The sequence below is a fragment of the Haemophilus sputorum HK 2154 genome (genome assembly GCF_000287615.1).
Classification (GTDB): Bacteria; Pseudomonadota; Gammaproteobacteria; order Enterobacterales; family Pasteurellaceae; genus Haemophilus_A; species Haemophilus_A sputorum.
The window spans coordinates 21,225-35,763 of record NZ_ALJP01000009.1 but is presented as its reverse complement, the minus strand read 5'-3'; the positions used below and the strand labels follow the sequence as shown (position 1 = coordinate 35,763).

Here is a 14,539-nt window from a genome sequence, read left to right as displayed (position 1 = left end):
GACATCCATCACTATTGTTATGTAGGAATATTAGAAGAGAACGAATAGAACACAAAAGAATGAAAATATCTTATTTATAATTTTAGGCAATAAAAAAGCGAAGTCTAACTTCGCTTTCTCTATTACCAAGATTCTAATTCTCCACTCATTGGCTCATCTTCTACTGCTGCAATGCGCTTTTCTTCATTTGCCCATTCGCCTAAATCAATCAGCTGGCAGCGCTCACTACAAAATGGGCGATAATGGCTTTCTTTCGCCCAAATCACTTCAGTTTGGCAAGTTGGGCAATTTACAATAGTTGTCATAAAGTTTCCTTTTTCTGTTTCTGTGCAGCTAATGATAAATAACGTTGATGTAATTGTAGCACTTGGGCTTTTAAATTCACTAAATTCTGTGCTAACGGAAGTGCATTTTCGATAACATCATCTGCATATTGCAAACGGGTTTCTCGATTAACTTGTGCGGCAATGATTTGCTTAACCGTTTCAAGCGCACTCCCATCACGCTCTGTGGTTCTAGCAATTTGTACTTCCATTGGCACATCCACAACTAGCACTCTGTCGCATAACGTTGTTAACTGATTTTCAATTAGCAGTGGCACAACTAATAAAAGATAAGGGGCTTCCACTGCCTGTATTTGGGCTAACATTTCTGTTCGAATCGCTGGATGCAGTAAGTTATTTAACCACTCTTTTTCTGCTGGATGTCCAAAAATATATGAGCGTAAATAAGCCCGATTGAGCTCGCCTTTCTCATTTAATACAGATTCACCAAAATGATCAGCAATTTTTGCAAGTAATGGCGAACCTTTCTCCACCACAGTTCTTGCCACTACATCAGCATCGACTATCGATACACCCAGTTCAGTAAAGAGATTGGCAATTAAACTTTTCCCACTACCAATTCCACCAGTTAACCCCACTACATAGCGCATAACGTCTCCTTATTATCGGTGCGTATCTTAGCACTTGTTCAAGTGTAACGCGAATTTCCTAATCGGTTTTAGAGGAGAAATACCACTGCCAAACTGATAAAAGGAATAAACGGCAAGCGGTCAATTTTTTGCTGCGTTTTACAAAAAACAATCAGTGCAAAAAACAAACCAAAGAGGCAAGCAAATAGAATAACTTGGAGCATTTCCGTAACCGAAAAAAGCGGAGAAACAGCAATAAAAAGTAAGCTATCTCCCATTCCAAAGCTCTCTGTTCGGCGAAATAACAATAGTAGTAAAGTTAAACCCGTAAAAAAGCATATTGTAAAAATTAATGTATCAATTTGCGGAATAGGTTGTAATAACGCCAATACAAAAATAACCGAAATATATCGGCTATCTGTTAAGTAATAATAGCTATCGAGTAAAGCAAGAAAATAGAGCAACATCCATAAAAAGGCAACAATAGGATTTTCATGTATGAAGGCAAATAATGGGAATAACCACCAAATACTTTTTGCCCATGGCATTGATTTTGGTTTTAAACGGGAGTGTTGTTTAAAATGCGAAAACGTTTCAATATTTCCTCGTAAAAATTGATAATCTTGAAAAACTTGCCGATTAATTCGTTCACAAAATCGATTCAAATCCCAGCGACACCAAATTGCAAAACAAAGTGAAAAAATGACCGCTTGCATAAACTTATCCCACCAGACTTCCCATATCAAAAATCGGTAAATACAAACCGATAATAATAGTGCCCACAATTACGCCCATGATTAACATCAACATAGGTTCTAGCATTTGTGAAAGCATATCTATTTGATGATCTAATTGTTGTTGATAAATTTCACTTACATGCTCACACATCGTAGCCAATTTACCGCTTTTCTCACCAATGGCGATCATCTGAACCACTTGTGTAGTAAAAACCGCAGGATTTAATCCTTCTGCAAAAGAATAACCTTGTGAGAGTAATCGACTCATCCAATGAATTTCTTGTTCAAGTATTTTGTCAGTTTGTTTTTCAGATAAAAAAGACGTTAATATTAAACTTAACCGAATATGCGCATTGAGCATCAATGCCACATTTTGCGTAAAATAAATAATACGCGCCTGCTGAATAATCTGAGAAAAGATTGGAATATGCGCAATCATTTTTGTTTTTAGCTTTTTAAGTACATCACTTATTTGGTTAATGCCAAATAACAATCCAATTATCAATAAACTAATAATTAGCCATAAAACACCATGTTCTCTCAACAATTGAGAGAGCCTAAATAAAACCTCTGTAATAAATGGCAGGCTTTGTTCTTTTCCTTGATAAAGTTCAGCAAATGACGGGACGATAAAAATTAACATCGCTAATGAAAGTAAAAAAGAAACTATTAAAATAAAGATAGGGTAAAACAAGACTCGTTTTACTTTTTTAAAGATTTTTTCTGACTTTAACCGCGTTTGAACAATATTATCTAGCATTTTTGCTAAACTACCTGTCTTTTCCGCCATTTTAATCAGCTGAATTTCTTGATTAGAAAGGTATTGAGCTTGTTTTTCTAACGCATGAGAAAAAGGGAAACCTGCATCTACTTGTGAAATAACACTATTTAGCCAATTAAATAACGGAATGTTTTCAAGGCCATCTAAAATTAAATGCAGACTTTGTTTTAATGGCATCGCTGCATTTAATAATAAACTCAATTGTAATAAACATTGTGTTACTTCTGATTTTTTTGGTTTGGTTGCTAAAATAAAATTACGGCGAATAAAAATCGGCAAATAACCTTTTGCCAGTAAAACTTGTTCTACAGCTTCGCTATTTTTTGCCAACATTTTTCCACGTTGAATACGCTGGTGACGATCTGTTGCTTTCCAATCAAATTGCGCAATTTTAAACATAGCCTAACACCCGAGAAATTTCAGCTTCATTCGTTTCTCCCATACGTAGTTTTTGTTCTGCGCTCTCTCTTAACGTTTGGAAATCTAAACAAGCGGTCGATTTTTCAAAAGTTTTACCATTTTTTGCAAAAAATTGATAAACCCCAGTTCTGCCTTTATAGCCCTGATGACACTCTGCACAACCTTGACCAGCACAATGAACACAACATTTTCTGACAAGTCGCTGCGCAATCACTAACAACAGTGCATTTTCTAATTCATAATCTTTAATGCCTAATTGCAGCAACCGCTCAAACGCTGAAGGTGCATCATTAGTATGCAATGTAGAAAGCACTAAATGCCCCGTTTGTGCAGCACGAAGCGCCATTTCTGCACTCTCTTCATCGCGAATTTCACCTAACATAATAATGTCTGGATCTTGCCGCAAAAAAGTGCGCAACAACTGGCTAAAATCAAGTGAAATCCCTCGATTGACTTGCGTTTGAATAATGCCCTCAATCTCAATTTCAATAGGATCTTCTGCCGTTAAAATATGCTTATCCGGCTGGTTTAAATGGCTTAATGCACTATATAGCGTAATACTTTTACCACTCCCAGTAGGCCCTGTGACTAAAATGAGTCCCTGTGGCTGCGCTAAAGCATTTAATAAACTGGATTTCTGCGATTCCGTGAGTCCTAGCGTTAAAAAATCAAAATGAGTCGGCTTATTTTTTTGTAATCGTAAAACTAATTTCTCGCCATATGCCGTTGGTAAAGTTGAAACGCGGAAATCTAAAGTTTCTGCCAACGTAGTTTTAAAGCTAAACTGGCCATCTTGCGGTAAGCGAGATTCACTAATATCTAGTTTGGACAATAGTTTAATGCGGGAAATCATGCGGCTAGCAAATTGCTGTGAATAGGTTTTATAAAGATGCAATACGCCATCAATTCTTAAACGAACCACTAAATCTTGTTTTTTCGGCTCAATGTGAATATCTGAAACATTTTCTTTTAAACAATATTTAAAAAGCTTCTCTAGTACTTGAATAATGGGGTCTTGATAATCAATGTTCTCTTCTTCACTCACAATTTGATAATGCGCAATTTCATCTATTTCTTCATTAACGGACTCCTCATGCGATAACAAGCCAAGTAGTCGTTTTAGTTCCAAAGAGGAAATCAAAACGGGCTCAATTCGTTTATGTGCAATAAATGCAAAAATTTCACAAGCGTTGAGATTATTTTCGTTATCTATTGCTAACCAAAGGGTTTCATGATCTTCTTTCAATGGAATCGCCAAATAGCGCAATAAAATGTTCTTTTCATGGCAATTTTTTGTCCATTGCTGTTCTGAAATTTCAAAGATTCTTTGGTTTTGAATATCACAAACCGAGTAAGACATTTTGATTTCCTTATTTATTACCTAAGCTTTAATTTGTGCCAGAACTTGCTGTTGTTGCACCACAGAAATTCGCAGGAAATATCCCCACATCATCTCCTTTACAACTGGTTGTCCAACTAATCGTATTAGCGTTAAATTTTGGCGTCATCGTATAACTATAGCCGTTAAGGCTTCCCTTACCGGTTACGGTAATCACGCCACTCGCTACAGAAACACTAGCTAAATATTTAGAATCATCTGCCGAGGTTTTATTTGCTTGAACACCATTTGAACCGCCAGAACAACTAGCCACATTGTTAGTGTTATAAATACAGATTTCTACATCCGATTTATATGTAGAAGAAGCCTGTAATAACTCAGACAGTGCTGCCTTTTTGGTGTAATTACTGTATGCCGGAATCGCAATCGTTGCCAAAATGGCAATAATGGCGATAACAATCATCAGTTCAATTAAAGTAAATGCCCGCTGAAGCGGTTTTGTCATAAATGAAAAATGCATAAAAGTTCCTTTATTAAGCGTGCCATTCACGCGGCGCTAGTTTGCAAGTTTTCGAATTTTTTGCGAGAAAGGCTTTTCAAATTTTCGAGCGAGATCGCAGAAATAATTTAGAGGCATGTTTATTTATTCAGTGAAAATTGCTATTATCTGGCTGTTTTTACAGATTATTGGGGATGATATGGCTAAAGCACCGAAAACAGCCTATGTGTGTAATGATTGTGGCGCAGAATACTCAAAATGGATGGGGCAATGTAAAGAGTGTCTTTCTTGGAATACTATTAGCGAAGTTCGCTTAATTTCAGCCAAAGAGAATAAATCAAAAGGCGATCGTTTTAGCGGTTATGCGGGTGAAACTTCGGGCAAAGTTCAAGCGCTTTCAGAAATTAGCTTACAAGAAGTGCCAAGATTTAGCAGTGGCTTTCAAGAGTTAGATCGCGTGTTAGGTGGTGGTGTCGTACCCGGCTCAGCAATTCTTATTGGCGGTCACCCCGGTGCAGGGAAATCGACATTATTACTACAAGTCATGTGTGGCTTATCTCAAGCTTTACCTACCTTATATGTAACAGGCGAAGAATCTCTTCAACAAGTGGCGATGCGAGCTAATCGCTTAGGTTTACCGACTGAACATTTGAAAATGCTTTCAGAAACTTCTGTTGAACATATTTGTAATATTGCCGATCAAGAAAAACCTAAACTGATGGTTATCGACTCTATTCAAGTAATGCATTTAGCGGATATTCAATCTTCCCCAGGTTCAGTCGCCCAAGTAAGAGAATGTGCTGCATTTCTTACCCGTTATGCCAAAACAAGGCAAGTGGCGATTATTATGGTTGGTCACGTAACTAAAGATGGCACGCTTGCTGGCCCGAAAGTGTTAGAACATGCGATTGATGCCTCACTCTTACTGGAAGGTGAATCCGATTCACGGTTTAGAACTTTACGTTCGCAAAAAAACCGTTTTGGTGCAGTAAATGAATTAGGCGTTTTTGCGATGACGGAGCAAGGACTGAAAGAAGTCAAAAACCCTTCCGCCATCTTTTTAAGCCGTAGTGATGAACAAGTACCAGGCAGTTCCGTCATGGTATTGTGGGAAGGAACCAGACCACTTTTAGTCGAAATTCAGGCATTAGTCGATCATTCCATGCTGGCCAATCCACGCCGTGTGGCTGTTGGGCTAGATCATAACCGTCTTTCACTATTATTGGCCGTATTACACCGCCACGGTGGTTTACAAATGTCGGATCAGGATGTCTTCGTTAATGTAGTAGGTGGGGTAAAAGTCACCGAAACCAGCGCAGATTTAGCCTTGATCTTGGCGTTGATTTCTAGCTTTAGAAATCGCCCGCTACCACAAGATTTAGTCGTTTTTGGCGAAGTGGGATTGGCAGGAGAAATTCGCCCTGTACCCAGTGGACAAGAGCGAATTTCTGAAGCTGCAAAACATGGCTTTAAACGTGCTATTGTGCCTTATGCCAATGCACCGAAAAAAGCGATTAAAGACATGGAAGTGATTACCGTGAAAAAACTTAGTGATGCACTTGATATCATTGGTAACCTTTAAAGCCTATTTAGGGCTTTTTGCGTTCAAAAATCATAAATTGGCAGGCATAAGCGTTTTGCGCATCCGCTTCAACGCGCTCTGAACTTATTTGCTGCCAATTTTCTTCATCAAACTCAAAGAAAGTATCGCCTACAATCTCAGCTTGAATTTCGGTCAAATAAAGGCGTTTAGCCATCGATAGTGCTTGTTTAAACAGCTCGCCTCCACCGATGATCATCACTTCAAAATTGGCATTTTCCGCATTTGCAAAACGTTGTGCAATTTCGACCGCTTGTTCTAAGTTAGTGGCAGAATATGCACCTTCTACGGCAAAACCTGAACGAGAAAGAATAATATTGGGGCGCTTAGGCAATAAGCGCCCGATAGATTCATAAGTTTTACGCCCCATAATCACGGGCTTTTCTAATGTATTTTGACGAAACCAAGCTAAATCTCGTGGTAAATGCCACGGCATTTGGTTCTCTTTTCCGATGATATGATTTTGAGTCCGTGCAACAATTAAACTAATCATGAATTTCTTCCGTTTTCTAAAAAATTACGCGTGATTTTAACAAACAAAAGTGCTACTTTTGCAAAAATTTCACGACTTATTTGAGGCAATAATGAAAAAAACGATTGTAATTAAATTTGGCACTAGCACGCTTACTCATGGACAAAAAAGTTTAAGCCGTCCATATATGCTGGAATTAGTAAAACAAATTGCCCAATTACACCAACACCACCGCGTGATTGTTGTAACCTCCGGCGCTGCTGCCGCTGGAAGAGATTATTTAGGCCATCCGGAATTACCAAAAACTTTAGCCAATAAACAAATGCTAGCTGCCGTAGGGCAAAGTCAGTTAATTCGCACTTGGGAAAGTTTGTTCGATATTTATGGCATTCATATTGGGCAAATTTTACTGACTCGTGCCGATATTGATGATCGCGAACGTTTTTTAAATGCGCGTGATACGCTTAACGCCCTGCTTGAACACGGAATTATCCCCGTCATCAATGAAAACGATACCGTTGCCACCGAAGAATTTAAAGTGGGCGATAACGATAACCTTTCCGCCCTTGTTGCGATATTTGCGCAAGCAGATCAACTTTACCTATTAACTGACCAAGAGGGCTTATTTAGTGCCGACCCTCGTAAAGATCCAAATGCGATGCTACTTTCCGTCGTTGAGAAAATTACTCCGCATATCCGTGAAATTGCTGGCGGTAGCTCAACAGGCCTTGGTACAGGCGGAATGAGTACCAAAATTATTGCGGCCGACATTGCCACGCGTTCAGGTGTAGAAACCATCATTGCCTCTGGCTCACGTGAAAATGTACTGGTTGATTTAGCCAACGGCAAAGCTATTGGTAGTAAATTTTTAGTCCAATCCGACCGCTTGGAAGGCAGAAAACAGTGGCTATTTGCTGCCCCACAAGTAGGTTCTATTTATGTTGATAGCGGTGCCGAAACTGCGCTATCTGCACATAAATCATTATTACCCGTTGGAATTATTCAAATTAAAGGGGAATTCTCTCGCGGCGAAGTCGTGAAAATTTTTAATGCCGACGGTAAAGCGCTTGCTATCGGGCTGACTCGTTACAGTAGCGATGACTTAGCACGTATTAAGGGCAAAAAGTCACAAGATATTGAAACTATTCTAGGTTATGAATTCGGTTCAGTTGCTTTACATAGTGACGAAATGGTTGTTTATTGAGGTTTAAATGGAAATCTCTATTGAGCTTTTAGCGCTACTCTTTTCGGTAGCTACTTTTGCAGGTTTTATTGATGCTATCGCAGGGGGTGGCGGATTACTGACCATACCGGCATTGCTGGCAACCGGTATGCACCCCGCCCTTGCGCTTGGTACAAATAAATTACAAGCCTGCGGCGGTTCTTTTTCAGCATCACTCTATTTTGTAAGAAAAAAAGCGGTGAACTTGCGTGAAATCCTTTTACTCATTGCCTTAACTTTTTTAGGTGCGGCAATCGGTTCAATTTTAGTTCAACGCATTGATGTACAATCGCTTAAAGTATTTTTGCCGTTTTTAGTACTCGCAATTGGGTTGTATTTTTTATTTGCACCTAGCATTGGTGATGATGATAAGAAACAACGGATTAGCTATCCACTTTTTGCGGTATTAGTGGGTGCTACAATTGGTTTTTACGATGGTGTTTTTGGTCCTGCTGCTGGCTCATTTTATACGCTTTCTTTTGTGTTATTACTTGGTTTTAACTTAACCAAAGCCGTCGCCCATGCAAAAGTACTAAACTTTACTTCAAATTTAGCCTCGCTCATCTTCTTTATTTTAGGTGGTGCAGTCATTTGGCAAGTTGGTATTGTGATGATGATAGGTCAATTTATCGGCGGTACGCTGGGGGCTAGAATGGTTGTTACGAAAGGTAAGCGCTTAATTCGTCCAATGTTAGTAACAATTTCATTTTTAATGGTCGCTAAAATGCTCTACGACCAAGGATTTTTCTAAATATGAATCAAGCAAAACGTATTGAAATTTTAACTCGTTTACGTAACGAAAACCCACATCCAACCACGGAACTCAATTTTTCAACCCCATTTGAATTGCTGATTGCCGTCATTCTTTCTGCACAAGCCACAGATAAAGGGGTCAATAAAGCGACTGATAAATTATTCCCCGTAGCTAATACACCCGAGGCAATTTTAGCGCTCGGGGTAGATGGATTAAAAGAGTATATTAAAACTATCGGGTTATTTAATAGTAAAGCAGAAAATATTATAAAGACGTGCCGAGATTTAGTAGAAAAGCATCATAGTCAGGTGCCAGAAAATCGAGAAGCCCTTGAGGCGCTTGCAGGCGTAGGAAGAAAAACGGCAAATGTGGTTTTAAATACTGCATTTGGTCATCCGACCATTGCAGTTGACACCCATATTTTCCGCGTTGCCAACCGTACAGGCTTTGCCCCTGGCAAAGATGTGGTTAAAGTTGAGGAAAAACTCAATAAAGTTGTACCCAGCGAATTTAAAGTCGATGTCCACCACTGGCTCATTCTTCATGGGCGTTATACTTGCATTGCTCGCAAGCCACGCTGTGGTTCCTGCATTATTGAAGATTTATGCGAATATAAAGAAAAAACCGACATTTAATTCAATAAAAAATTGGTAAAACGCACTCAAAAAACAACCGCTTGTAGAATTTCTAATTTCTGCAGACGGTTTGTTTATTTAGGGTTTGGCTGATAAAATCCAGCCCAAATACCGCTAATAAGGATAATCCATGTTAAATCAATCACTTCGCACCGCAAAAGGAGAACGTATTGCCATCGTTTCTGGCTTAAGAACGCCTTTTGCTCGTCGAGATACTGGCTTTAAAGATGCCTATGCCACCAGTCTTGGTACGATGGTGACCAATGAATTATTAAGTCGCACGGCACTTTCTCGCCAAGAAATTGATCAGTTAGTTTTTGCGCAAGTGATTCAACAGCCCGATATTCCAAACCCTGCCCGTGAAATTGCATTAGCATTAAATATGCCGCAAATTCAAGCCTACAGTATTAGTAGCTCTTGCCTTTCCGGATTGCAAGCGATTGTGAATGTGACTAACAGCATATTAAGTGGCGCAAGTACAACCGGAATCGCAGGTGGTGCGGATTCCATTTCTAATGCGCCATTAAGCTTGAGCCCTCGCGTAATTTATAAGCTTAAGTCAATTTTTACTGCAGAGACATTAGAAGAAAAGTATCGCCGTTTTCGTCAATTTTCTTGGCGAGATCTTAAATTGCATGGCGTAAACCTTAAAGATTTCACTACACAAATGTCGGTTGCTGAACTTTCTGAGCAAATGGCACAACAGCATCAAATTAGCCGTGAAGCGCAAGATGAATACGCCCGCCATTCAAATGAAAAAGCATTGAATGCGTGGAAAGTTGGGTTATTAAAAGAAGAAGTGATGCAATCTTGCCCTCGTCCTTATACCGATTTTGTTGTTTCAGATACCTTAACAGCAGCAGCGGCTAAACCAGCCTATTATCAGCGTTTTTCTCCGCTTATCAATAAACCCTATGCCACAGTAACAGAAGCAAATATGCCACAACCTACGGATGGCGCAGCGGCAGTGTTATTGATGAATGAAAGCAAGGCAAAAGCGCTCGGTTATACCCCGCTTGGCTACATTCGAAGTTATGCGATTACTGGCAACGATATTTGGCAAAATATGTTTGCGGGTGCGACGATTGCGTCTTCCAAAGCCTTAACTGGTGCAGGTTTGACTTTAAAAGATATGGATTTAATTGATATTCATGAAACTTCTGCAAGCCAAATGTTGATGAATATTCGACTGTTTGAAGACAATGATTTTGCAAAAAATCATCTAAATCGCACCGCTTGTTTAGGTGAAATTAACCAAACTAAGCTCAATCATTTAGGTGGCTCCATTGCTTTTGGTAATCCACGCGCAGTAACCAGTTTGCGCACCGTTATTCAATCACTTCATGCGTTAAAACGCCAAGGTGGGGGAATTTCTCTCGTGGCTTCAAGTGGTTTGGGCGGACAAGGTGCCGCAATGGTTTTAGAAACAGAATAAGCAGGCGTAACAATGACAGAACAACTTTCTCCAGAAAATAGCTTTCATTTTGAAATAGATGAAAATCAAATTGCCTTAATTCGAATTCGTACGCCAAATGCTGAAGCCAACTGGTTATCACTTAATTTTATTAGCGAACTGCGTTATTTAATTGGCAAGATTTTATATACACAGGCAAAGGGCGTTATTTTGTATTCCGACTGCCCTAATACCTTTATTCAAGGCCTCAAGCCAAGCTTATTGCAAGAATATAGCGAAGCACAACTATTAAGCTTTTCAGAAGATGCTCAAAATTTAATGCGCGAACTGAATATGCTGAAAGTACCCGTTATTGCTGCGATTGAAGGCAACTGCTTTGGTGTAGGGCTCGAACTCGCTTTAGCCTGCGATTACCGCATTGCGGCAGAATCGGTGCATACGCAATTTGCTATGCCACAAGTGCGCTCAGGCTTACTCCCGTTTGCTGGAGGGACACAACGCCTACCGCGTTTAATTGGTTTATGGCAAGCAGCAAATTTATTGCTTACAGGCGAAAAAATTAACACTGAGCGCGCATTAAAGCTTTCGCTTATCGATCAAATTGTGCCTTCGCCACAGTTATTGCCAATCGCTTATCAATTACTGTTAAATCAACAAGTCAAAAAAGCAGATCCAAAGAAAACGCGAACATGGATACAACAATGGCGTAAACAGTTAGAAGGCAATACTTTTCTGCGAAATAAATTATTAGATCGCATCGAAAACCAAACCTGGCAGAAAACCTTTGGGCACTACCCAGCAATTACTGAATTGCTAGAATTACTTAAAGAGCCGCACTTTAGAGCGGGGTTAAAACTTGAGCAAGTAGCTTTTGCTAAATTGCTGCATTCTAACACTTCTAAAGTGTTGATTGATTTACAGCGCACCGAACGTTTAATGCGAGATAAATACCGCATTCGAGGTAACGTGCGAGATGTTTCGTTAGTAACTATCCTTGGTTCAGGTTATATTGGTGCAGATATTGCCTATTTAACGGCATTTAATGCTAAAATCCCAGTGCGCATCAAGGATATTCATCCATCGGAAATTCAAAAAGCGTTACAGAAAAGTTATGCATTGATGCAACAAGCGGTCAAAAATCAGCAGTTATCTGCAGGTGAAATGCTGCAACGGATGAATCTTATTACTGGGGGAGAACGTTTAGTTGGTGCAAAATCAACAGATTTTGTCATTCAAACGGTTTATGAAAATCTGCCGCTTAAACAACAGCTCATTAAAGAAAGTGAATCGTATTACAGTGAACAGACGATTTTAGCCACGAACACCTCAACCTTCCGCATTGCGGAAATTGCAAAAGTTGCTGAACGTCCCCAAAATGTAATTGGCTTTCATTACTTTAGCCCAGTAATTAAACAGAAAATGGTGGAAATTATTCCCCATGAAAGCACTTGCGAACATACGATAGCGACAGCAATTCACTTTGCCATTCAACAAGGCAAAATTCCGCTACTCGTTTCAGATTCGCCAGGCGGTTTTATCAATCGTTTGTTAATCCCATTTTTAAACGAAGCCATTCATTGCTTAGTTGAAGGTGAATCCATCGAATTTATTGACCGAGCATTACAAGAATTCGGTTTTGAAATTGGGCCTTTAGCCATGATTGATGAAATGGGGTTAGATATTTTAACACGCGCAACACCTACATTAGCAGCCTCCCTCGGGCAACGTTTTGACTTGCCAGATGAAGTAGATTTATTGATTCGTAACGAACGTAAAGGGCTGAAAAATAAACGCGGGTTCTATCTTTATGATCGATATAATGAGCGTGTACAAGAAGATAAAAGTATTTATCATGTCATGGAAACTATCGCGCGTAATGATTTAGAAGCCGAAGAAATTGTTCGCCGTTGCTTGCTGAGAATGCTTAACGAAGCAGCATGGTGTTTACAAGATAATGTGATTCAATCTAAAGAAGAAGGTAACGTTGCCTCAGTATTAGGTATCGGTTTTCCTGAATTTTTAGGAGGCATTTATGCTTATATGGATCACATTGGTGCGAAAGAAATTGTGCATCAATTAAAACTGCACAGCCAACAATATGGCGCACGTTTTGCTCCTTGTGACTGGCTCATTGAGCAAGCTAAAGGCTAAACAAGCGGTCATATTTTAATAAAATTTTACTTATTTTCTTAACTTCATAAGGACTTATATGAAAAAATCGACAATTGCCATTTCACTTGTAGCAGCACTTGGTGTAGCCGCAGTCGGCGGTGCGTGGTTTACAGGTTCTCAAATTGAACAACGTTACGCGCAACTGATTGAAAACTCAAATAAAGAGCTCAAGTTACTTGCTCAATACAATATTGAAAACGCGCAAATTAAGGATGTTGTATTAACAAAAGGCTTTTTTAGCTCTGATGTTACCTATACCGTAGAAGGCACCTATGATGGCGAAACTTACCAATTTAGTGGTAAAGATAAACTCCATCACGGGCCTTTCCCATTAAATCGCTTAGCTAAACTAGATTTAGCCCCAGTATTATTCAGTGCAGAAAACCATATTTTTGCCGCAAATGAGGAAACTAAAACTTTATTTGGTCAAAAAGAATTAATTTCAGGCACAACCGATGTTGGCTATGATGGTACACCAAATAGTCATTATGTTATTGCGCCAATCAATACTTCAACTATTTCTAGCTCAGAAATCAAGGTAAGTGGTAATTTCTCTAATACCTCAAAACAAAGTATTCAGGCAGATAAAATCAAAATTGGAACAGATGAAGAGAACTCTATCATTTCAGGTCTCCACTACTCTTCAGATTTTACCTCAAATAGTACTTATCCTCGTCTGACCGGCATTGGTCCTTATTCTTTAAACATTGATAATCTAACTATCAATGGTAAAGGTACTGTTTTAGTTGCTGATCAGATCCGTATAAAAGGCGATAGCCAAGTTAAGAATGATCGCGTTGATGGGACTATGGACCTTCAACTTGATGCTAAATTCGGCACAAATGCGAATAATTTAGTGAAAGTTGGACAATTCCATTCAGATTTAGCAATGAACCTAGATGCGAAAACATTGGAAGAACTTTCTGCAGTCATTGAACAGAAAAAAAACATGACAGAAGAAGATTCTATCGCGATACTAGAAAAAGAGGCAGACCTTCTTTACCATGCTCCAGTATTTAAACTTAATGATTTCTCTTTAACTAATGAAAAAGGAAAACAGCAATTAACCGTAGATATTAGTCTCAAGCCATTTAAACCTGAAGATGTTGCGCAAAGCCAGACTATCTCAGAAACATTCAAAATCTTTAATCCATCAAAAATTGAGCTCAAAATTGATTTAAGTTCGCTAGAACAGATTCTGTCCCAAGCAGCTAAATTTGATGAAGGTGCAAAATCAGAAGAGTTAGTAAAAGAACAGATAGAACAAATTCGCCAAAATGCTGAACAGTCAGGCCTTTTATCAAAAGATGGTAAACAGATTCACGGATTACTTGAAGTGCGTGATGATCAAAAAATGTATTTCAATGGTGAAGCCGTTTCTGAAGAACAATTACAAACTGCAATGTTAGCAATTATGTTTAGTGGCATGTCAATTTTTGGTCACTAACCTCTCGCTTTTTATACAAACCTAGCACCTGTGCTAGGTTTTTTTTGCAAAATTTTCTTTAAAAACGACCGCTTGTTTGAAAAATTCTTTCTTGTATCTATTTCTCAATAATAGTAAGATAAATGAGAATTATT

At 39.0% G+C, this 14,539-nt stretch carries 14 protein-coding genes; 7 read left to right on the top strand and 7 right to left on the bottom strand.

Annotation, left to right across the window (positions count from 1 at the left end; translation table 11 throughout):
- Positions 1-122: 122 nt before the first annotated feature.
- The 6 genes from yacG to ppdD form a co-directional block, all read right to left on the bottom strand.
- The gene (yacG, locus tag HMPREF1128_RS02680; RefSeq protein WP_007525090.1) at positions 123-305 is read right to left on the bottom strand and encodes a DNA gyrase inhibitor YacG; all 183 of its coding nucleotides are present in this window, start codon (positions 303-305) and stop codon (positions 123-125) included.
- Positions 302-934, bottom strand: coding sequence for a dephospho-CoA kinase (coaE, locus tag HMPREF1128_RS02675; protein ID WP_007524804.1), 633 nt, complete (start codon positions 932-934; stop codon positions 302-304). The genes yacG and coaE overlap by 4 nt, the downstream gene beginning before the upstream one ends.
- Before the next feature lie 68 nt (positions 935-1,002).
- Positions 1,003-1,629 (bottom strand): A24 family peptidase, encoded by a 627-nt coding sequence (locus tag HMPREF1128_RS02670; RefSeq protein ID WP_007524322.1) that lies wholly within the window; start codon positions 1,627-1,629, stop codon positions 1,003-1,005.
- Positions 1,630-1,633: 4 nt separating this feature from the next.
- The gene (locus HMPREF1128_RS02665) at positions 1,634-2,830 is read right to left on the bottom strand and encodes a type II secretion system F family protein (protein WP_007525394.1); all 1,197 of its coding nucleotides are present in this window, start codon (positions 2,828-2,830) and stop codon (positions 1,634-1,636) included.
- Entirely contained in the window at positions 2,823-4,211 is a 1,389-nt protein-coding gene (locus HMPREF1128_RS02660) for a GspE/PulE family protein (RefSeq protein ID WP_007524435.1), read from the bottom strand. Before HMPREF1128_RS02660 ends, HMPREF1128_RS02665 begins: the two co-directional genes overlap by 8 nt.
- A 28-nt stretch (positions 4,212-4,239) precedes the next feature.
- Complete coding sequence (ppdD, locus tag HMPREF1128_RS02655) at positions 4,240-4,710, bottom strand: prepilin peptidase-dependent pilin (protein ID WP_007525164.1); 471 nt, start codon at positions 4,708-4,710, stop codon at positions 4,240-4,242.
- Between the two features lie 178 nt (positions 4,711-4,888).
- Here ppdD and radA point away from each other — a divergent pair, with 178 nt between their 5' ends.
- The gene (radA, locus tag HMPREF1128_RS02650) at positions 4,889-6,271 is read left to right on the top strand and encodes a DNA repair protein RadA (protein WP_035530214.1); all 1,383 of its coding nucleotides are present in this window, start codon (positions 4,889-4,891) and stop codon (positions 6,269-6,271) included.
- Between the two features lie 7 nt (positions 6,272-6,278).
- Here radA and folA read toward each other — a convergent pair whose 3' ends face one another.
- On the bottom strand, positions 6,279-6,782 hold the full coding sequence (gene folA, locus HMPREF1128_RS02645) for a type 3 dihydrofolate reductase (RefSeq protein WP_007524762.1): 504 nt from the start codon (positions 6,780-6,782) through the stop codon (positions 6,279-6,281).
- 91 nt (positions 6,783-6,873) lie between these two features.
- Between folA and proB the strand changes: the two genes are divergently transcribed.
- The 6 genes from proB (at position 6,874) to HMPREF1128_RS02615 (ending at position 14,405) form a co-directional block, all read left to right on the top strand.
- Entirely contained in the window at positions 6,874-7,965 is a 1,092-nt protein-coding gene (proB, locus tag HMPREF1128_RS02640; protein ID WP_007524282.1) for a glutamate 5-kinase, read from the top strand.
- A gap of 7 nt (positions 7,966-7,972) precedes the next feature.
- Positions 7,973-8,734, top strand: coding sequence for a TSUP family transporter (locus tag HMPREF1128_RS02635; protein ID WP_007524013.1), 762 nt, complete (start codon positions 7,973-7,975; stop codon positions 8,732-8,734).
- A 2-nt stretch (positions 8,735-8,736) separates the two neighbouring features.
- Positions 8,737-9,372, top strand: coding sequence for an endonuclease III (gene nth / locus HMPREF1128_RS02630; protein WP_007525381.1), 636 nt, complete (start codon positions 8,737-8,739; stop codon positions 9,370-9,372).
- Between the two features lie 130 nt (positions 9,373-9,502).
- Positions 9,503-10,807, top strand: a complete 1,305-nt coding sequence (locus tag HMPREF1128_RS02625; RefSeq protein WP_007525269.1) for an acetyl-CoA C-acyltransferase — start codon at positions 9,503-9,505, stop codon at positions 10,805-10,807.
- Positions 10,808-10,819: 12 nt separating this feature from the next.
- Positions 10,820-12,937 (top strand): 3-hydroxyacyl-CoA dehydrogenase NAD-binding domain-containing protein, encoded by a 2,118-nt coding sequence (locus HMPREF1128_RS02620; RefSeq protein WP_007524632.1) that lies wholly within the window; start codon positions 10,820-10,822, stop codon positions 12,935-12,937.
- 58 nt (positions 12,938-12,995) lie between these two features.
- Entirely contained in the window at positions 12,996-14,405 is a 1,410-nt protein-coding gene (locus HMPREF1128_RS02615) for a YdgA family protein (RefSeq protein ID WP_007524531.1), read from the top strand.
- Positions 14,406-14,539 lie beyond the last annotated feature (134 nt).

Coding starts and splice junctions, on each gene's coding strand:
- yacG (WP_007525090.1), bottom strand. CDS start 305: ATGACAACTATTGTAAATTGCCCAACTTGCCAAACTGAAGTGATTTGG.
- coaE (WP_007524804.1), bottom strand. CDS start 934: ATGCGCTATGTAGTGGGGTTAACTGGTGGAATTGGTAGTGGGAAAAGT.
- HMPREF1128_RS02670 (WP_007524322.1), bottom strand. CDS start 1,629: ATGCAAGCGGTCATTTTTTCACTTTGTTTTGCAATTTGGTGTCGCTGG.
- HMPREF1128_RS02665 (WP_007525394.1), bottom strand. CDS start 2,830: ATGTTTAAAATTGCGCAATTTGATTGGAAAGCAACAGATCGTCACCAG.
- HMPREF1128_RS02660 (WP_007524435.1), bottom strand. CDS start 4,211: ATGTCTTACTCGGTTTGTGATATTCAAAACCAAAGAATCTTTGAAATT.
- ppdD (WP_007525164.1), bottom strand. CDS start 4,710: ATGCATTTTTCATTTATGACAAAACCGCTTCAGCGGGCATTTACTTTA.
- radA (WP_035530214.1), top strand. CDS start 4,889: ATGGCTAAAGCACCGAAAACAGCCTATGTGTGTAATGATTGTGGCGCA.
- folA (WP_007524762.1), bottom strand. CDS start 6,782: ATGATTAGTTTAATTGTTGCACGGACTCAAAATCATATCATCGGAAAA.
- proB (WP_007524282.1), top strand. CDS start 6,874: ATGAAAAAAACGATTGTAATTAAATTTGGCACTAGCACGCTTACTCAT.
- HMPREF1128_RS02635 (WP_007524013.1), top strand. CDS start 7,973: ATGGAAATCTCTATTGAGCTTTTAGCGCTACTCTTTTCGGTAGCTACT.
- nth (WP_007525381.1), top strand. CDS start 8,737: ATGAATCAAGCAAAACGTATTGAAATTTTAACTCGTTTACGTAACGAA.
- HMPREF1128_RS02625 (WP_007525269.1), top strand. CDS start 9,503: ATGTTAAATCAATCACTTCGCACCGCAAAAGGAGAACGTATTGCCATC.
- HMPREF1128_RS02620 (WP_007524632.1), top strand. CDS start 10,820: ATGACAGAACAACTTTCTCCAGAAAATAGCTTTCATTTTGAAATAGAT.
- HMPREF1128_RS02615 (WP_007524531.1), top strand. CDS start 12,996: ATGAAAAAATCGACAATTGCCATTTCACTTGTAGCAGCACTTGGTGTA.